This window comes from Pseudomonas tructae (genome assembly GCF_004214895.1).
GTDB classification, from domain to species: Bacteria; Pseudomonadota; Gammaproteobacteria; order Pseudomonadales; family Pseudomonadaceae; genus Aquipseudomonas; species Aquipseudomonas tructae.
On the sequence record NZ_CP035952.1, the window covers coordinates 5,332,980 to 5,350,841 of the forward strand.

General features: G+C 63.0%; 15 protein-coding genes and 1 riboswitch. Of the genes, 7 read left to right on the plus strand and 8 right to left on the minus strand.

Annotated features, from left to right (window positions below; genetic code table 11):
* Positions 1 to 11 precede the first annotated feature (11 nt).
* Together EXN22_RS24440 and EXN22_RS24445 are read right to left on the minus strand one after the other, a co-directional pair.
* On the minus strand, positions 12 to 1,217 hold the full coding sequence (locus tag EXN22_RS24440) for an RtcB family protein (protein ID WP_130266461.1): 1,206 nt from the start codon (positions 1,215 to 1,217) through the stop codon (positions 12 to 14).
* Between the two features lie 53 nt (positions 1,218 to 1,270).
* Positions 1,271 to 2,416, minus strand: coding sequence for a slipin family protein (locus EXN22_RS24445; protein ID WP_130266462.1), 1,146 nt, complete (start codon positions 2,414 to 2,416; stop codon positions 1,271 to 1,273).
* 597 nt (positions 2,417 to 3,013) lie between these two features.
* Here EXN22_RS24445 and rtcR point away from each other — a divergent pair.
* From rtcR to ribB, 3 genes are all read left to right on the plus strand, one after another.
* Positions 3,014 to 4,606: an RNA repair transcriptional activator RtcR gene (rtcR, locus tag EXN22_RS24455; RefSeq protein ID WP_130266464.1), complete on the plus strand. Its 1,593-nt coding sequence runs from the start codon at positions 3,014 to 3,016 to the stop codon at positions 4,604 to 4,606.
* A 70-nt stretch (positions 4,607 to 4,676) separates the two neighbouring features.
* The gene (locus EXN22_RS24460) at positions 4,677 to 5,765 is read left to right on the plus strand and encodes an alpha/beta hydrolase (protein WP_130266465.1); all 1,089 of its coding nucleotides are present in this window, start codon (positions 4,677 to 4,679) and stop codon (positions 5,763 to 5,765) included.
* A gap of 65 nt (positions 5,766 to 5,830) precedes the next feature.
* Positions 5,831 to 5,974, plus strand: a riboswitch (FMN riboswitch).
* 79 nt (positions 5,975 to 6,053) lie between these two features.
* Positions 6,054 to 6,707 carry a 3,4-dihydroxy-2-butanone-4-phosphate synthase gene (gene ribB, locus EXN22_RS24465; protein WP_130266466.1) on the plus strand — a complete coding sequence of 218 codons (654 nt, stop codon included), beginning with the start codon at positions 6,054 to 6,056 and terminating at the stop codon, positions 6,705 to 6,707.
* A gap of 212 nt (positions 6,708 to 6,919) precedes the next feature.
* On the opposite strand, the gene EXN22_RS24470 is transcribed toward ribB, so the two are convergent.
* Genes EXN22_RS24470 through EXN22_RS24480 form a run of 3 tightly spaced genes read right to left on the minus strand, consistent with a single transcriptional unit; the run spans position 6,920 to position 10,639 of the window.
* Positions 6,920 to 8,125 carry an SGNH/GDSL hydrolase family protein gene (locus EXN22_RS24470; RefSeq protein WP_130266467.1) on the minus strand — a complete coding sequence of 402 codons (1,206 nt, stop codon included), beginning with the start codon at positions 8,123 to 8,125 and terminating at the stop codon, positions 6,920 to 6,922.
* Complete coding sequence (locus tag EXN22_RS24475) at positions 8,125 to 9,222, minus strand: SGNH/GDSL hydrolase family protein (RefSeq protein ID WP_233281667.1); 1,098 nt, start codon at positions 9,220 to 9,222, stop codon at positions 8,125 to 8,127. The genes EXN22_RS24470 and EXN22_RS24475 overlap by 1 nt, the downstream gene beginning before the upstream one ends.
* A 13-nt stretch (positions 9,223 to 9,235) precedes the next feature.
* Positions 9,236 to 10,639, minus strand: a complete 1,404-nt coding sequence (locus EXN22_RS24480) for an MBOAT family O-acyltransferase (RefSeq protein ID WP_233281668.1) — start codon at positions 10,637 to 10,639, stop codon at positions 9,236 to 9,238.
* Positions 10,640 to 10,882: 243 nt separating this feature from the next.
* On the opposite strand from EXN22_RS24480, the gene EXN22_RS24485 reads away from it, so the two are divergent.
* From EXN22_RS24485 to EXN22_RS24500, 4 genes are all read left to right on the plus strand, one after another.
* On the plus strand, positions 10,883 to 11,125 hold the full coding sequence (locus tag EXN22_RS24485; protein ID WP_038998542.1) for an exodeoxyribonuclease VII small subunit: 243 nt from the start codon (positions 10,883 to 10,885) through the stop codon (positions 11,123 to 11,125).
* Positions 11,122 to 12,009: a (2E,6E)-farnesyl diphosphate synthase gene (gene ispA, locus EXN22_RS24490; RefSeq protein WP_130266470.1), complete on the plus strand. Its 888-nt coding sequence runs from the start codon at positions 11,122 to 11,124 to the stop codon at positions 12,007 to 12,009. The genes EXN22_RS24485 and ispA overlap by 4 nt, the downstream gene beginning before the upstream one ends.
* Positions 12,010 to 12,149: 140 nt before the next feature.
* On the plus strand, positions 12,150 to 14,048 hold the full coding sequence (gene dxs, locus EXN22_RS24495; protein WP_130266471.1) for a 1-deoxy-D-xylulose-5-phosphate synthase: 1,899 nt from the start codon (positions 12,150 to 12,152) through the stop codon (positions 14,046 to 14,048).
* Between the two features lie 72 nt (positions 14,049 to 14,120).
* A complete protein-coding gene (locus EXN22_RS24500) occupies positions 14,121 to 15,971 on the plus strand; it encodes a TonB-dependent receptor domain-containing protein (protein ID WP_130266472.1) in 1,851 nt (616 codons plus the stop codon).
* On the opposite strand, the gene EXN22_RS24505 is transcribed toward EXN22_RS24500, so the two are convergent.
* Genes EXN22_RS24505 through ribA form a run of 3 tightly spaced genes read right to left on the minus strand, consistent with a single transcriptional unit; the run spans position 15,949 to position 17,791 of the window.
* Entirely contained in the window at positions 15,949 to 16,758 is an 810-nt protein-coding gene (locus EXN22_RS24505) for a cobalamin-binding protein (protein WP_130266473.1), read from the minus strand. The two genes, EXN22_RS24500 and EXN22_RS24505, sit on opposite strands and share 23 nt — an antisense overlap.
* Positions 16,758 to 17,177, minus strand: coding sequence for an MFS transporter (locus EXN22_RS24510; protein ID WP_130266474.1), 420 nt, complete (start codon positions 17,175 to 17,177; stop codon positions 16,758 to 16,760). Before EXN22_RS24510 ends, EXN22_RS24505 begins: the two co-directional genes overlap by 1 nt.
* Positions 17,174 to 17,791: a GTP cyclohydrolase II gene (gene ribA / locus EXN22_RS24515; RefSeq protein ID WP_130266475.1), complete on the minus strand. Its 618-nt coding sequence runs from the start codon at positions 17,789 to 17,791 to the stop codon at positions 17,174 to 17,176. The genes EXN22_RS24510 and ribA overlap by 4 nt, the downstream gene beginning before the upstream one ends.
* Between the last annotated feature and the right edge of the window lie 71 nt (positions 17,792 to 17,862).

Consider the following 17,862-nt stretch of genomic DNA (forward strand, 5'->3'; position numbering starts at 1 on the left):
TGTACCCCTTCCTATCCCTTTACGCACACCACCTGACGCAGGGTGTGCACCACTTCCACCAGCTCGCGCTGGGCTTGCATCACCGCGTCGATGTCCTTGTAGGCCATGGGGATCTCGTCGATCACGTCCTTGTCCTTGCGGCATTCGACATGGGCGGTGGCGCGCTGCTGATCCTCGATGGTGAACGCCTGCTTGGCCCGGGTGCGGCTCATCACCCGTCCGGCGCCATGGCTGCAGGAGCAGAACGCCTCTTCGTTGCCCAGGCCGCGAACGATAAAACTCTTCGCCCCCATGGAGCCGGGAATGATCCCCAATTCGCCCTTTTGCGCCGACACCGCGCCCTTGCGGGTGACCAGCACGTCGTGGCCAAAGTGATGCTCGCGCTGCACATAGTTGTGATGGCAGTTGACCGCTTCGAGGTTGGCCTCGAAAGGTTTGCCGAGCACCTTGCGCGTTGCGGCAATCACCGCGTGCATCATCAACGCACGGTTCTGTCGGGCGAAGTCCTGGGCCCACTCCACCGCTTCGACGTAGTCGGCAAAGTGCCGGCTGCCTTCTTCGAAATACGCCAGATTGCGGTCCGGCAGGTTGGCGATGTGCTGACGCATGTCGGCCTGGGCCAGTTCAATGAACAGATTGCCGATGGCGTTGCCAACCCCGCGCGAGCCACTGTGCAACATGAACCAGACACGGTTGGCTTCATCCAGGCAGACCTCGATGAAATGGTTGCCGCCGCCAAGGGTGCCCAGGTGCTGGCGGTTATTGGTTTTCTCAAGCTTGGGGTATTTGTCGGTGATTGCCTTGAAGCGCACTGCCAGATCGCTCCAGGCATGGTCGGCCAGGGTCGGCACGCTGTCCCAGGCGCCCTGGTCGCGGCGGCCGAAGGTCTTGCCGTGGGGCACGGCCTTTTCGATCGCCAAACGCAGACCGTGCAGATTATCCGGCAGGTCGCTGGCGCTCAGCGAGGTACGCGCGGCAATCATGCCGCAGCCGATATCGACACCCACTGCCGCCGGGATGATCGCACCCAGGGTCGGGATCACGCTGCCGATGGTCGAGCCCTTGCCCAGGTGCACATCGGGCATCACCGCCAGGTGCTTGAAGATGAACGGCATCTTCGCCGTGTTCAGCAGTTGTTCGCGGGCGCCGTCATCCACCGGGACGCCGTCGGTCCAGAGCTTGATCGGCTTGCCGCCGGCCACTTCGAGTATGTTCATGTTGGTACTTCCATTTTATCTGTTGCTGCCGGGCTGCTTGAGCCCGGCAAACCTCATCCGGCCTTGATGCTGACCAGTCCATTCAACACCTGATCCAAGCCGCCGAACACCGATATCCGGTCGATGCGCTCGGCCACCCGCTCCAGGGTTTCCAACTCCTTCAGGCGCAAGGCCGTCGGGTTGTCTTCCATGACCTTCGCTGTGTTGAGCAGCGAGCGGGTCGCCGAGGTCTCTTCACGGCGGCGGATGACGTTGGCTTGCGCCGCTTTCTCCGCCTCCACCACTTGTGCCAGCAAGGCTTTCATCTCGCCTGGAAGGATGATGTCGCGTACCCCCAGACCGCTGACTTCGATGCCGCTGCCGGCGAGTTTCTCCTGCAGATACTGGCTCACCGAGTCATCGATCAACTGCTTGTTCTCCAGCAACTCATCGAGGGTGCGGGTGCCCACCGCCGCCCGCAGGCCGAACTGCACCTCGCGGTACAAATGCTCCAGCGGCTTGCTCAACTGCGCGAACGCACCGAGCACATCGCTGTAGCGCCAGTTGGCCGCAAGGTTCAGGCGCAGGCTGACCTTGTCGCGGGTGAGGATTTCCTGCCCGCTGATTTCCATGGCCTGGATACGCATATCGACCATCTCGACGCTGACCTGGCGGTTGAAGCGCCAGAAGCCGTACTGCCCGGCGCCAAGCAACTCCTCCACCACGCCATCAACCTTGAGCACACCGACATGGAAGGCTGGCACCGCCGCCAGCAACACCGCGTCCAGCCCGGCCAGGTTACGGCCGCGCAGTTTCGGCTGGTTGAGCTTGGCCACCAAGGCGCCGTCCAGGCGATAGGTCTGGCTCAGGTCGATGCGCTGCAGGGTCTGCGCGCTCTGGCCTTTCCAGAACAACTGACGGCTACCCGGGGCCAGCAACTCGACCAGGGCGCCATCTTCACAACGCAGGCCGGCTTCGTTTTCTGCCAGGTCCATGCGCTCGAAATACTGCTCGACCAGGGCCGGCTCGCTCTGGCGCAAATAGCCTGCCAGGCGATGTTCGAACAGCGAAGTATTGAGGCTGAAGGTTTCTACCGTCAGCCGGTTGTGCAGGTCGAAACGCTTGTGCACGCCAGGTTCGAGGATCGACACAAAGTCGCCTTCACAGAACAGCAGGCCGCGTTCGTTCTTTTTCACGATAAAGCGTTTCAACAGTTTCATCTTGATCATCCTGTGCAATTAAGTCCTTGGTGCCGGTGTTGCCAAAATGCCGAGCACTGCGGGCGTGACCCGGAGGAGTCGGTTGCCGGGACGTCCTGTCCATTGACCGCGTCCTGCGGTCCGGCAACTGCCTTGCTCCGGGCCCGGCCGACAAGCCGGGTAAATCAGCGATGAGCGTTCGCGCGCCTTGCGCACCTTGCGCACCTTCCTGGCTACGCCCCACCGGCGGGTACAACATTCGAGATACCTTGGAGGGTATGTAAGGTTCGAGTCAGGCCTCGAGACCAGCGTCTCCGTGAGGAGCCACGCTATCGACTGCTCGTTGCGGCGGCGGCATGCACGACACCTACACCAGGGGTGGGCTCGTGCACCGGCGGAGACATAAACCCCGTCCCGTTGGCCAGCTTGGCGATGCGGTCGAAGAAGATATTGCGAGGGCCGTGCCAGTTTTTTCGAACAGCACTGAATTAATTTTTATCTTATTGATTTATAAGAATTTTATTTTTCATATTGTGAATTTCAATTTTTCACCACCTCACAACCAACAACATTTTTATATACCATGGGATACGTACTTATCTTTTGAGCTAAACAGACATGAACAAGCGCAGCGTCGCCATCGGCTTTCTCGGCACCACCCTTGATCGCAACGGCAAAGGCGCGGCGCGCTGGCAGCGCTGGCGGCCGACCATCAGCCTGTGCCAGCAGGCGCACACGCCAATCGACCGCCTGGAACTGATTCACGGCAGCAGCGCCCGCGACCTGGGCCTGGCCGAGCGTATCCGCGAGGACATCCGGAGCATCTCGCCGCACACCGAGGTGCGCCTGCAGCCCATGACCCTGCGCAACCCCTGGGACTTCGAAGAGGTCTACGGCGCACTCCATGACTTCGCCAGCAGCTACCCCTTCGATACCGAGCACGAGGACTACCTGGTGCACATCACCACCGGCACCCACGTCGCGCAGATCTGCTGGTTCCTGCTCACTGAAGCGCGCTACCTGCCGGCGCGACTGATCCAGACCTCGCCAGCCCGCGGCAAGCAAGACACCGCCGACCCAGCCGGCAGCAGCACGCTGATCGACCTGGACCTGTCGCGCTACGACCACATTGCCTCGCGCTTTCAACGCGAGCAGGCCGACAGCCTGAACTTCCTCAAGGCCGGTATCGCCACCCGCAACGCCGCCTTCAACCGCTCCATCGAGCAGATCGAGCGCGTGGCCCTGCGCTCGCGGGCGCCGATGCTGCTGGTCGGCCCCACCGGTGCGGGCAAGTCCTTCCTGGCCCGGCGCATCTACGAACTCAAGCGCGGCCGCCATCAACTGGAGGGGCGCTTTGTCGAGGTGAACTGCGCCACCCTGCGCGGTGACGGCGCCATGTCAGCCTTATTCGGCCATAGCAAGGGCGCCTTCACCGGCGCCCAGAACGCCCGTGAAGGCCTGCTGCGCGCAGCCGATGGCGGCATGCTGTTCCTCGATGAAATTGGCGAGCTGGGTAGCGATGAGCAGGCCATGCTGCTCAAGGCCATCGAAGAGAAACGCTTCTTCCCGCTGGGTTCGGACCAGGAGGTGGCGAGCGACTTCCAACTGATCGCCGGCACCCACCGCGACCTGCGCAGCCGGGTTGCCGAAGGCCTGTTTCGTGAAGACCTGTATGCGCGCATCAACCTCTGGACCTTCGAACTGCCGGGGCTGGCCGGACGCCGCGAAGACATCGAACCGAACATCGATTTCGAACTGCAGCGCCACGCCCGCGAACAGAACCGCCAGGTGCGCTTCAACCTCGAAGCCAAGCGCTGCTACCTGGCCTTCGCCAATTCACCGCAAGCACGCTGGGCCGGCAACTTCCGCGAGCTGTCAGCGTCAATCACACGCATGGCCACCCTGGCCGACAGCGGGCGCATCGACGAAGCCCTGGTGCTCGAAGAAATCGACCGCCTGCAGCGCGCCTGGGGCGTGGCACAATCCGCGGATCCGCTCGACGCACTGCTGGGCGACAAGCCGCTGGACCAGTTCGACCGCCTGCAACTGCACGCCGTGCTCACTGCCTGCCGCAACGCCCGTACGCTGTCCGAGGCCGGGCGCCAGTTGTTCAACGTGTCGCGCCTGGAAAAGGAAAAGCCCAACGACGCTGATCGCCTGCGCAAATACCTGGCGCGTTTTGGCCTGGAATGGAATCAACTCAAGGACTGAACAGGGTGCTAAAATCCGCGCCCTCTTCGGCCGCACCTGGCCGAGCCCTACCGAAAAAGGACTCTCGGCCATGTCATTGCTGACAGCTACCCGCCTGCACCTCTGCTCCTTCGGCCTGCTGGCCGGCCTCAGCCTCGCTGCCACCACTGCCTACGCCGACGAAGCCAGTGACCAGGCCCTGCACAAGGGCCGCTGGCAAGGCATGGCCGCCATGGCCAACCTGTACCTCAACGACGCCACCCCGGCCGAGTTCATGGATGCCGGCGACAAGGAAAAAAGCGAGCACGACAACTATGCCGGCGCCCTGGCCTTTTACCTGACCGCCGCACGCCTGGACCCGAAGAACGCCTTCGCCGCCTACCAGGCCGCTGCCGCGCTGTCGGCCATGGACAGCCCGGAACTGGCCGCGCAATACCTCGACGAGGCGCGTGAGCGCGGTTTCTGGCAAACCGTGATCCTCAAGGAAGACGACGAACTGGAGCCGATGCAAAAAGACCCGGCCTACCAGAAGCTGCTGCAGGCCGCAGAAAAGAACTACCCAAGCCAAGCCAAGGATGCCGGCCTTGCTGCCTTCAGCATTCCTAAAGGCAAGGCCCCTGCAGGCGGTTGGCCGGTAGTGGTGTGGCTGGCCGGCTTCGGCACCGAAGGCGTCAACGGCACCAACATGCGCGCTGACCTGGTCGGCGAAAAGGCTGTATTGGTGGCCCTGAACGGCACCCTCAAGCGCGACAACCATCAGTTCATGTGGCAACGGCAATCGGTCGAGCCGACCGAGCAAGCGGTGGCGGCAGCTCTGAAAAAACTGGAAAAAGACACCCCCATCGACCGCTCGAAAGTCGCCCTGATCGGCTTCTCGCAAGGCGCCGAACACGCCGCCCACCTGATCGCCCAGTACCCGCAAAACTACAGCGGTGCCGTGCTGCTGTCGCCAGGCGGTTTCAAAATCCCGTTCACCGTGCAGAAGGCCAAGGACAAGCGCCTGGTCGTGGTCCACGGCGCACAGGAGCATGAAAGCAACCTGCAACTGACGGCCACCACCGAACAAGCCTTTGCCAGCAACAACCAGGTGCAGAGCCACGAACACCCCGAAGGCCATACCTTCCAGGACGACTGGCGCAAGGTCTACCCAGGCTACCTGGACTATGCCCTGGGCCTCTGAGCCACCTCAGACTTTGGTCGTAGCCCTGGGGCTTGCAAACATACTGGCACTCTGCTGTATGCTTGCAGGGTCTTCAGGGCGGGGTGAAAGTCCCCACCGGCGGTAAATCGAAAGATGAGCCCGCGAGCGCCTCGGCTTTTGGCCGGGGGTCAGCAGATCTGGTGCGACTCCAGAGCCGACGGTCATAGTCCGGATGAAAGAAGGCGTCAAGTCAGGGCCATCAGGCGCCCTGGCGCACGCATTTTGTTCGCCCTGAAACGTTCATCGATCTCTTACGAGGAGCGTTTCATGTCCCCTTTGCACCGCAAGCAATTCCCTAACGTCGCCGCCGCCGTCGAAGCCTACAAGGCCGGTAAACCCGTGCTGTTGCTCGATGACGATGATCGCGAGGACGAGGCGGATATCATCGCCGCTGCCGAAAACATCAGCCTGCAGACCATGGCCATGATGATCCGCGATTGCAGCGGCATCGTCTGCCTGTGCCTGGATGAAGCCACGGTCGACGAGTTGTCGCTGGCACCGATGGTGCCGAACAACCGCGCCCGCCATGGCACCGGCTTCACCGTCACCATCGAAGCGGCTGAAGGCGTGTCCACCGGCGTTTCGGCCCAGGACCGCATCACCACCATTCTTGCTGCCCTCGACTCGACCGGCGATGACATGCGCATTGTCAGCCCTGGCCACGTCTTCCCGTTGCGCTCGCGCGACGGTGGTGTACTGACCCGCCGCGGCCACACCGAAGGCTCGGTGGACCTTGCCCGCCTGGCCGGCCTGCGCCCGGCAGCGGTACTCTGCGAGCTGATGAACCCCGACGGCAGCATGGCCCGTGGCGAGCAGGTGGCGGTCTACGCCAAGCAATACTCGCTGCCGGTGCTGACCATCGACGAACTGGCCCGCTACCGCCAGGCAGCCGCCATGAGCCCGGCACTGGAAAGCGCCTGAGTAATTTTCTGTTCGAGAAAATTTACAGCCTTGCAGACAGCTACTAAGGTCAATGCAGAGGACTGAATCGCGGCTGATTCAAGGCAGTCGCATCGTGCTGAGCGGGTGCAGTCACATGCACCCGGATTTGCCTCTGTTAGGGGGTGGGAGGACGACTTCATGGGGCGCCGCAAGCCAACCCGGAGTCGTCCCCGCCCCTGATTTTTTCTGCCTTACTGAAAACCCAGCTGGCTGCGCAAAAAATCATGCAGGCCGACTGCGCTTTTTTTGTAGCCGTCGGCGCTCAGGTGCACCAGATCCCCTCGGGCCAGGCCCGCCGCTTGCCAGCCGTCAATCGAACACGGCCCGCCCATGTACGCCTGCCAGTCCCAGAACAGCGCGTTGGCCTGCTTGGCCGCCTGACGCTGGATGCGGATCACCTGAGCCAGTTGCTGCGGCTGACGCGCGGCACAACTGCGAGCCTTGCGCTGCTTGATCGAATCCGGCGGACCGACCAGCAGTATCACCGCCTGCGGCAGGTCCTTGCGCAGGCGCTTGAGGGTAGTGCGCAGTTGCGTCTGGTACAGGCTGAGATCAAGGGTGTCATCAAAGGCTTCGTTGGTGCCGTAGGCAAGAATCACCAGGTCCGGACGCAGGGTCTTGAGATTGTCCTGCCAGCCGGCCTGCCATTTGTCCTGCACCTCCAGGCGCGCACCGTTGATGCCCAGCGCCGAATAGATCACCCCGGCATTTTTCTGGCTCTGGATATACCAGCCACCCAGCAGCGTCCCGGGCCGACTGTTGAGGGTCAGGTCCAGCGGCAGACCAAGGTTGCCGACCTGCGGCCCGAGGCGCCATTGCCCCGCGGTTGCCGCCAGCATGCGCTGGTTGCGCCCGCGCCCGTCGCGCAGCACCAGGGTGCTGTTTTCTCGCGCCTGGTACAGGGCCTGGACCCGATAGCGCTGCGCCGTGGGCTCGCGGGCTTCGATGCGCACGCTGGGGTTGGCCGCCTTCGGCACTGACAGATAACCGCCGAGGGGGAACTGGGTGCTCTGCTGATTGCGCGCCGACACCAGCTCCCACTGACGCTTGGCGGTTTTCAGGATGACCTGCTCATAGCGCGTGCCCGGCACCGGCGAGGCGGCAATCAGGCCGATACCGCCGTCGCCGTAACGCGCTTGCAGCAGGCGACGCATCTCGCCACTGAACAGGTCGGCGGCGGTGTGCGAATCGCCGAACTGGATGATGTTGACCGGCGCGCGGTTGGCGTTGCGAAACTTGCCCGCCAGCACCGCCAGGTTGCCATCGACACGCTTGGCCGGGGCCTTGGCCGCCGAATTGACGGGCTTGGCCGTGGTATTGACCGCCGCCACCGGGCTACAGCCCGGCAGCGCGCAGATCAGCAGGGCCAACCCAAGAATGTTGTGCAGTCGACGCATCAGTGTCCCGTTACAGTGAGGCCGGGAAAGGCGATCATCGAGAGAATCCGTTCCGAGATCAGCTTCTGTCCGGTGGGGGTGAAATGGATGCCGTCATCGACCCGGGTCTTGATCCGTTTGCCCTGGCTGTTCTGCAAGGTATAGGAGAAGCTGTCGTCGTTGTAACCGAGCACCGGGTTGGCCGAGACATAATGCTGCTGATACAGGCCGGCCTGCTGCTCGTACAGCCCGCTCAGGTACGCCATGGCCGTCGACAACTTGGGCTTTTGCATGTTCGGCGGCCCGACCCAGATCACCTGCACATTGTGCGCACGGGCCTGGTCGAGAATCGAATCGATACGCTGGCGATAGGTCACTTCCCACTCCGGCGACTTGAAGCGCAGGAACGGCTTGCCCTTGCCCTGGGGCATGTCCCAGGGATCGTTGGGGCCGAGGAAGATCACCATCAGGCGGATGTTCGGCTCGCTTTCCAGGGTCTTGGCCACGGTTTGCGGCCAGTTGAAGAACCCAGGATATGCAAGACCGGTACTTTGCTTGCTGAGGTTGACGCTCTTGATCTGGTAACGCTTGCGCAGGCTGTTGGCCAGATGCGGGGCCACGCCCTGCATCAACGAATCGCCGACCAGGAACACTTCGTCACCCTCTGCCAGAGACACCACCGTGTCCACTGCCCCGGGCACCTGGACAACCTGCGGAGCAGGCGCGGGCACGGCAAGCGGTGCGCTCGCAACCTTGGCAACTACCGGTGTGCTCACCGGGACTTGCGCGGCAACCGGCGGCTTGTCCAGGTGGACCGGTACCACCGGTATCGGCGCCGGCAACTCGATCGTGTTGCTGGCCTCAACCTTGGCCAGCAGCACCGGCTCTTCGCGTTGCTCCAGGCTGTCGATAAAACGGTCACGGGTATCGCCCAGGTTCTGGGTGAGATTGCCCCCCAGGCGCCAGGCCGGGCTCTGCCCAAGCACAGGCAGCTCGCAGCTCTGGTGGTACTTCTGCTGGCAATAGAGGCTGATCGAATCCTGGTTCAGCCAGAACAACAGCAGCGTGGTCACGACAATGGCGTACAGGGCCTTGAGCGCGCCCCTCTGCGAGGACATCAGCCGACCGGCATTAGAAGCTTGCATAGATGAACCCCGGCACGCCCGATTGCGAAGCAAAAATGACCAAGGAAATGAACAATCCCAACGGTATCGGATACAACTGCCAGGGCAAGCGCGTGGTGGCGGCAAAGAACGTGCGCAACATCACCAGCAACTGCGGATAGACCGCGACATACAGCACGCTAACCAGCAACAGCAGACCGGTGCTGGAGAGCAATCCATCGAGGCTCAAACCTTTGATACCGGCGAGCATGTCCATGGCCTCATCGAGGCTGGCGCTACGGAAGAAGATCCAGGCAAAGGCCACGTAGTGGAAAGTCAGCAAGCGCGCTGCCAAACCGGCACCCGGCCAGCGCATGGGCTGCGGCAGGATGTAGGTCGAGGCCTTGTACAGCGCCAGGCCAATACCGTGCAGCGCGCCCCAGATGATGAAGTTGATGCTCGCCCCATGCCACAGGCCGGAAACCAGCATCGCCAGCAGCATGTTCAGGTTGCCGCGCCATACGCCCTGGCGGTTGCCGCCCAGGGGAATGTAGACATAGTCGCGAATGAACAGCGACAGGCTGATATGCCAGCGGCCCCAGAATTCCTTGAGGTTGTGCGCAGCATAGGGCGCATTGAAGTTGTCAGGCAGGCGAAAGCCCAGCAGCAAGGCAATACCGGTGACCAGGTTGGTGTAGCCGCTGAAGTTGAAATAGATCAGGAAGCTGTAGCCATACACGCTGAGCAGGATCTGCTCGGGCGAATAGCTGCCCGGCGTCTCGAACACCGGGTCGACCCATTCGCTGGCCAGCCAGGCGCTGCAGAAGAACAGTTTGACCACCGCCAGGGCGATCAAGCCCAGCGCACGTTGCGGCTCCAGTACTTGACGAATACCGCTTGAGCGAATCTGCGGCAGCATGTGCTTGGCGCGGTTGACCGGGCCGGCGATCAGGCTGGGGAAGAACGCCAGGTACAAGGCCAGGTCGAACGGCGATGCCGAGGGCATCTCGCGGCGGTTGATCGACACCAGGTAGCTGACCGAATGAAAGGCGTAGAACGACAGACCGATCGGCACCAGCACTTCGAGCACCGGCAAGGAAACGTCGAGCCCCGCGCTGGCCAGGGCGCCCTGCACGCCGCCGACGAAGAACTCCTGGTACTTGAACAGGTAGAAGCAGCCCAGTACCAGCAGCAATACCAGCACATAGCTGAAGCGCCGGCCCGGATAACGCTCACCGACCAGACCGAGCAGGTACACCAGGGCGCTATAGCCGAGCAGGATGTACAAGGAGTTGAAGCTGAAACTGGCCACCAGAGCGTAACTGGCCGCCAACAGCAGTACGTTCTGCAGGCGAACGCTCCAGCACAGGCTCCAGTAAACGATGAAAAACAGTGTGAAGCAGAGGCCAAACTCGATCGAAAGGAAGCTCACAACGTAGTCCATTACGTGACAACAGAAATAGGAGGCTTCACCACCGCAAAGCCGCGAGGTAAAGCGGGCGCGATTATGGCAGAGAGCCACAACCCCTCACAATGCGAGCCCTGTAGAAAAATCAAGACTCCACCATCAGGCTTTGTGCAACAGAATGCGACGAAAGACCACCCCTGGCGATTTGCTCCCCCCGCCCCGCTCTGCTAGTGTCGCGCCGTTTATACTGCCACCGAGACAGCCGCCATGGCCCGAAAAAAAGCTTCCATTGATTTCGAGCAATCCCTTGCCGACCTGCAGGTCCTGGTCGAGCGCCTGGAGAACGGCGAGCTGTCGCTGGAAGACTCGCTGACCGCTTTCGAACAGGGCATCAGCCTGACCCGCGACTGCCAGAGCGCCCTGGCCCAGGCCGAACAGAAGGTCCAGGTGCTGCTCGAGCGCGATGGAGAACTGGCCGCCGAACCTTTCGATGCGGACCAGCCAGAATGATCGCCGCCTACCAGGCCAGTTGCCAGGCACGGGTCGACGCCGCTCTCGAGCAATTGTTCGTCGCGCCGTCGGTTGAGCTCACCCGCTTGTATGAGGCCATGCGCTACAGCGTCATGAACGGCGGCAAACGGGTGCGCCCACTGCTCGCCTATGCTGCGTGCGAGGCCCTTGGTGCGGCACCGGAACAGGCCAACGGCGCAGCGTGCGCGGTCGAGCTGATTCACGCGTATTCCCTTGTGCACGACGACCTGCCGGCCATGGACGATGACGACCTGCGCCGCGGCCAGCCGACTACCCACAAGGCGTTTGACGAAGCCTGCGCGATTCTCGCTGGCGACGGCCTGCAAAGCCTGGCCTTCAGCGCCCTGCTCGACTCGCAGTTGAGCCCGCAACAAGACAGCATCCGCCTGGCCATGGTTCAGGCCCTGGCCCTGGCGGCGGGCCCGGCCGGCATGGTTGGCGGCCAGGCCATCGACCTTGGCTCGGTGGGCATCAAGCTCGACCAGAAGGCACTGGAGTTCATGCACCGGCACAAGACCGGCGCGTTGATCGAGGCCAGCGTCAAGCTTGGCGCCCTGGCCAGCGCCCGCGCCGACCAGATCCAGCTCGAGGCGTTGCAGACGTACGCACAGGCCATCGGCCTGGCCTTCCAGGTCCAGGACGACATCCTCGATGTCGAGAGCGATACCGCCACCCTGGGCAAGCGCCAGGGCGCCGACATCGCCCGCGACAAGCCGACTTACCCGGCCCTGCTCGGCCTCGATGCAGCCAAGGCCTATGCCCTGGAGCTGCGCGACCATGCCCTGCATGCCCTGCGTCCGTTTGACGCGGCGGCCGAGCCGTTGCGCGAATTGGCGCGTTACATTGTTGAACGGCGTAATTAAGTGCAAACCGCATCGCGGGGCAAGCCCGCTCCCACAGCGATCACTGTAGGAGCGGGCTTGCCCCGCGATCAGCTCAAATGGGCAGCCATTACCGCAATAAGGTAAACTGCCGCCACTTCATATCTATAACGATTCGCCTGATGCCCACGACGTTTCAAGAGATCCCCCGCGAACGCCCGGTCACGCCGCTGCTTGACCGTGCCGATACGCCTGCCGGCCTGCGCCGCCTGGCTGAAGCCGACCTGGAGAACCTGGCCGACGAACTGCGCCAGGAGCTGCTCTATACCGTTGGTCAGACCGGCGGGCATTTCGGTGCCGGCCTGGGCGTCATCGAGCTGACGATCGCCCTGCACTACGTCTTCGATACCCCGGACGATCGTCTGGTGTGGGACGTCGGTCATCAGGCCTATCCGCACAAGATCCTCACCGGTCGCCGCCAGCGCATGAACACCCTGCGCCAGAAGGACGGCCTCGCCGCCTTCCCGCGTCGCGCCGAGAGCGAGTACGACACCTTCGGCGTCGGCCACTCCAGCACCTCAATCAGCGCAGCCCTGGGCATGGCCATCGCCGCCCGCCTGCAGAACGATCCGCGCAAGTCGATTGCCGTGATCGGCGACGGCGCGTTGACCGCAGGCATGGCCTTCGAGGCGTTGAACCACGCCCAGGAAGTCGACGCCGACATGCTGGTGATCCTCAACGACAACGACATGTCGATTTCGCGCAATGTCGGCGGCCTGTCCAACTACCTGGCCAAGATCCTCTCCAGCCGTACCTACTCGAGCATGCGCGAGGGCAGCAAGAAGGTCCTCTCGCGCCTGCCTGGCGCCTGGGAAATTGCCCGCCGCACCGAAGAGTACGCCAAGGGCATGCTGGTCCCCGGCACCCTGTTCGAAGAACTGGGCTGGAACTACATCGGCCCGATCGATGGCCACGACCTGCCGACCCTGATCACCACCCTGCGCAACATGCGTGACCTCAAGGGTCCGCAGTTCCTGCACGTGGTGACCAAGAAGGGCAAGGGCTTCGCTCCGGCCGAAGTCGACCCGATCGGTTACCACGCGATCACCAAGCTTGAGCCGGTAGACAAACCTGCCGTGGCACCCAAACGCGCCAGCGGGCCGAAGTACTCCGCTGTGTTCGGCCAATGGCTGTGCGACATGGCCGCAGCCGACCAGCGCCTGGTCGGCATCACCCCGGCGATGAAAGAAGGCTCTGACCTGGTAGCCTTCAGCGAGCGTTACCCGGATCGCTACTTTGACGTTGCCATCGCCGAACAGCACGCTGTGACGCTGGCTGCGGGTATGGCCTGCGAAGGTAGCAAGCCGGTGGTGGCGATCTATTCGACCTTCCTCCAGCGCGCCTACGACCAGCTGATCCACGACGTCGCGGTGCAGAACCTCGACGTGCTGTTCGCCATCGACCGCGCCGGCCTGGTTGGTGAAGACGGCCCGACCCACGCGGGCAGCTTCGACCTGTCGTTCCTGCGCTGCATCCCCGGCATGCTGGTGATGACCCCGAGTGATGAGAACGAGTTGCGCAAGATGCTCAGCACCGGCCACCTGTACAACGGCCCGGCCGCCGTACGCTACCCACGTGGCAGCGGCCCGAATGCGCCGATCGAGAGTAACCTTGAGCCACTGGAAATCGGCAAGGGCATCGTTCGCCGCCAGGGCAGCAAGGTCGCCCTGCTGGTATTCGGCGTGCAACTGAGCGAGGCGTTGAAAGTTGCCGAATCGATCGACGCCACCGTGGTCGACATGCGTTTCGTCAAACCGCTGGACGAAGCCCTGGTGCGCGAAATCGCCGACAACCACGAACTGCTGGTGACCGTCGAAGAAAACGCCATCATGGGCGGTGCTGGTGCTGCGGTCAGCGAGTTCCTGGCCCGCGAAGCGCTGCTCAAGCCGGTACTGCACCTGGGCCTGCCCGATGTGTATGTCGAGCATGCCAAGCCTGCCCAGATGCTCGCCGAGTGCGGCCTGGATGCCGCCGGGATCGAAGCCTCGGTGCGTCAGCGGATGCAACTGCTCGGTCTTTGAGACCTCATCGCGGGGCAAGCCCGCTCCTACAGTGTGGGAGCGGGCTTGCCCCGCGATAGCAATGGAACTGCCATGAAATCCCTGCGCCTTGCCCCACTCCTGCTCTTGCCAACCACCCTGCTGGCCGACCCCATCGACCGCGAAAGCGCCCTGAAGCTGCCCAACACGCTGATCAGCGCCAACCGCCAGGTCGAAGACCGCACCCAAACCAGCGCCGCCAACACGGTCTTTACCCGTGACGACATCGACCGCCTGCAGCCTTCCAGCGTCACTGACCTGCTGACCCGGGTGCCGGGTGTTCAGGTCTCGCGCACCGGCGGGCGCGGCAGCTTGCCGGGTATCTTCATTCGCGGCACCAAGTCGGCCCAGAGCCTGGTGCTGGTCGATGGCGTGCGCATCGCCAACACCTCGTCCGGCGATAGCGGCCTGCAGTTTCTCAACATTGATCAAATCGAGCGGGTCGAAGTACTGCGCGGTTCGCGCTCGGCGATCTACGGCAGCGATGCCATTGGCGGGGTAATCCAGATCTTCACCCGCCGCGCCAGCAAGCCCGGCCTGCAACCACGCTTGCACCTGGCCGGCGGCAGCAACAAGAGCTGGCAGCGTGACGTCGGCCTCTCTGGCGGTGACGAGCGCACCCGCTTCAACCTCGCCGCCGGCCTGGACGAAACCGCCGGCATCAACGCCACCGGTGAGTCGTTCCCTGCCAACGGCGACCACGATGCCTACCGCAACAAGAGCCTGAGCCTGAACCTCAGCCATGTTGCCAGTGACACGCTGGAGCTGGGCCTGAACCTGCTCGACAGCCGCGGGCGCAGTGAATACGACAACCTGTTCGGTGACCACAGCCATCCCTACACCGACTTCAACCTCAGCAGCATCGGTACGTATGCCGATGCGCAGCTCACCCAGATGTGGCATTCACGCCTGGAACTGGGTCACAGCGAGAACCGCGATACCAAACGCGACGCGTTGCAGCCGGGCGGTAGCGAGTTCAACACCTACCGCGACTCGATCAATTGGCAGAACGACCTGAGCCTCGACGAGCGCAACAACCTGTTGCTCGGTGGCGACTGGTACCAGGATCGTCTGCACGCCAGCACGACCTTTGACGAAGACAGCCGCTGGAACCGCGCCGCCTTTGTCCAGCATCGCTACAAAGGCGACAGCTTCTCTACCGAAATAGGCATGCGCCGCGACCAGAACCAGCAGTTCGGCAGCCAGAACAGCTGGAGCGCCAGCTTCGGCCTGCCGCTCAATGCTGACAACGACCTGTTGCTGTCCTACAGCGAAGGTTTTCGCGCGCCGACCTTCAACGACCTCTACTACCCGGACTTCAGCAACTCCGACCTCAAGCCCGAGCGCTCGAAAAGCTACGAGTTGCAATGGCGCAGTCAACTGGCTGAAACCACCCGGCTGGAGGCATCGCTGTACCGCACCGACCTGCGCAATGCGATCTCCCTGGGCCCAAACTACATTCCGCACAATGTCGGCTCAGCACGCATCAATGGTTTCGAAGCCAGCCTGCATCAGGATTGGTTCGGCTGGCAAAGCAGCCTGGGCCTGGCGCTGATCGACCCGCGTGACCGTGATTCCGGGCACACCCTGGAACGCCGCGCCCGCCGAACCCTGAGTCTGGACCTGGATCGTCAGTTCGATCGCCTGGGTCTCGGCGCCAGCTGGCAAGCCGTCAGCAGCAGTTACGCTGACGCCGACAACAAGCGCTCGCTCAGTGGCTACGGCCTGATCGGTTTGCGCGGTAGCTGGAACCTGAGCCGCGAGGTTCGCCTTGAACTCAAAGCCGATAACCTGCTGGATAAAGCCTACAGCCGCGCCCAGTACAGCTACGGCGCAGGCTATGCCGATTACCGCGAAGAAGGCCGCACCTGGCTGCTCGGCGTCACCTGGACGCCGGCGCTTTAGCCTGTAATAGCGCGCACAGCTTCGCCGTCGCCTCGATCATCTGCGGGCTGGGGCGCTCCAGGCCCTTGTCCGGCACCCGCAGCAGCAGGCCGTCACGCACGGCCGCAATCTGGGGCCAAGCCTTCCAGGCGTCGAGCTGAGGTTGATCGGCGGCGAAGATGACCGCGGGGTTGCGCGCCAGCACCGTCTCCAGGTTGATCTGTGGCGCCGGCTGAGTGAGGTCGGCAAACACATTGCGCGCACCGCAGACGCTCAAGGCATCGGAGATGATCTGAGTGCCACCCACGGTGTACAGCGGCTTGTCCCAGACCTGATAAAACACCGTCAACGGACGCTCACGGCGGTACTGCTGGCGCAACGCGGCAAGGTGCTTGCGCAAGGCTGCGGCCAACTGCCCGGCTTGTTCCTGGCGGCCGATGCGCAGGCCAATTTCTTCGACCTGCGTGACCAGGTCATCCAGCTTGTGCACATCGACGCTGTACAGGGGAATCCCCAACCGCTCGAGCTGGTCACGCTGGGCCGCAGGCACGCTGCCTGGCCAGTACAGCACCAGGTCCGGGCGTACGCTGAGCAGGCGCTCCATGTCCAATTGGCCATAGCCGCCAACCAGCGGCACATCGGCCACCTGCGCCGGCCGCTCTTGCCACTCGGCCATGCCCACCAGCAAGTCGCCGGCTTGCAGGTCGAGGATGATTTCAGTGATCGAGGGCGCCAGGCTGACCACCCGCGGCGCTGCCGCCAGCGGCATGCCGAAGGCCAGCAGCAACAGCCACAGATAGCGACGCATCAGCCGAGCTGGCGAGGGATACGGTAGAGGTAGAGCAAGACCAGGCTGGAGATGGCCAGGAGGATTTGCGGCACGGCCTCAAGGCCGACGAACACCGACAGCGCGGCAATCCAGGCCGGCAGGCAGGCGAACAGCATGCCCAGGCGACGGATGCGCGCCAGTTCGATCCAGGCCACAGGCTCGTCGTCTGTGTTCAGGGCCTTCTGGGTAGCGATCAGCCCATGCTTGTAGGCGCCAAAACGCGGCAGGCTGAGAAACATCGAAGCCACGCCGGCGATGAACATCGGCATGGCCAGGATCGGGATCAATGCCTGCGCGCCACCAAAGGCCCAGGCAAACACCAGCAATGGCGCCAGGGCCACTGCCAGGTATTGCCACCAGGCCAGCTCCAGGCGACGGCGAACCTGGGTGCGGGTCACGCCCGGCCGACCTCGCCCTGGTGCTCGTTACCCATCATATGGCCGAGCTTGCCGGCCTTGGTCGCCAGGTAGTGCTTGTTGTGCGGGTTGTGGCCGGTGTGCAGCGGCACGCGCTCGGCAACCGGGATACCCATGCCGGTGAGGGCCTTGACCTTGCGCGGGTTGTTGGTCATCAACCGCAACGACTTGACCCCCAGGTGCTCGAGCATTGGCTGGCACATGCCATAGTCACGCTGATCGGCGGCAAAACCCAGGCGCTCGTTGGCCTCAACGGTGTCGGCGCCGCCGTCTTGCAGTTCGTAGGCGCGGATCTTGTTCAACAGGCCAATGCCACGGCCTTCCTGACGCAAGTACAGCAGCACACCACGGCCTTCACGGGCGATTGCCTGCAACGCCGCTTCGAGTTGCGAACCGCAGTCGCAACGCTGGCTGAACAACGCATCGCCAGTCAGGCATTCGGAATGCAGGCGCCCCAGCACCGGCTGCCCGTCGGCCACATCACCCAGGCTGAGCACGACGTGCTCGCGGCCGGTGGCTTCATCGAGAAAACCATGCATGGTGAAGGTCGCAAACGGGGTAGGCAGCTTGGAAGCGGCAACAAAAACGACGGGCACGTTGTGCTCCTGATCAGTAACTTGAAAATTGACGTGGGGCGATTGTATCAGCAGCGTGGCAGCCCTGCTTA

What these genes read in the sequence shown, in the direction of transcription:
- EXN22_RS24485 (WP_038998542.1), top strand. Translation starts at nt 10,883, where the DNA reads ATGGCCCGAAAAAAAGCTTCCATTGATTTCGAGCAATCCCTTGCCGAC.
- EXN22_RS24470 (WP_130266467.1), bottom strand. Translation starts at nt 8,125, where the DNA reads ATGCGTCGACTGCACAACATTCTTGGGTTGGCCCTGCTGATCTGCGCG.
- ribB (WP_130266466.1), top strand. Translation starts at nt 6,054, where the DNA reads ATGTCCCCTTTGCACCGCAAGCAATTCCCTAACGTCGCCGCCGCCGTC.
- dxs (WP_130266471.1), top strand. Translation starts at nt 12,150, where the DNA reads ATGCCCACGACGTTTCAAGAGATCCCCCGCGAACGCCCGGTCACGCCG.
- EXN22_RS24445 (WP_130266462.1), bottom strand. Translation starts at nt 2,416, where the DNA reads ATGAAACTGTTGAAACGCTTTATCGTGAAAAAGAACGAACGCGGCCTG.
- EXN22_RS24505 (WP_130266473.1), bottom strand. Translation starts at nt 16,758, where the DNA reads ATGCGTCGCTATCTGTGGCTGTTGCTGCTGGCCTTCGGCATGCCGCTG.
- ispA (WP_130266470.1), top strand. Translation starts at nt 11,122, where the DNA reads ATGATCGCCGCCTACCAGGCCAGTTGCCAGGCACGGGTCGACGCCGCT.
- rtcR (WP_130266464.1), top strand. Translation starts at nt 3,014, where the DNA reads ATGAACAAGCGCAGCGTCGCCATCGGCTTTCTCGGCACCACCCTTGAT.
- EXN22_RS24475 (WP_233281667.1), bottom strand. Translation starts at nt 9,222, where the DNA reads ATGTCCTCGCAGAGGGGCGCGCTCAAGGCCCTGTACGCCATTGTCGTG.
- EXN22_RS24460 (WP_130266465.1), top strand. Translation starts at nt 4,677, where the DNA reads ATGTCATTGCTGACAGCTACCCGCCTGCACCTCTGCTCCTTCGGCCTG.
- EXN22_RS24440 (WP_130266461.1), bottom strand. Translation starts at nt 1,217, where the DNA reads ATGAACATACTCGAAGTGGCCGGCGGCAAGCCGATCAAGCTCTGGACC.
- EXN22_RS24500 (WP_130266472.1), top strand. Translation starts at nt 14,121, where the DNA reads ATGAAATCCCTGCGCCTTGCCCCACTCCTGCTCTTGCCAACCACCCTG.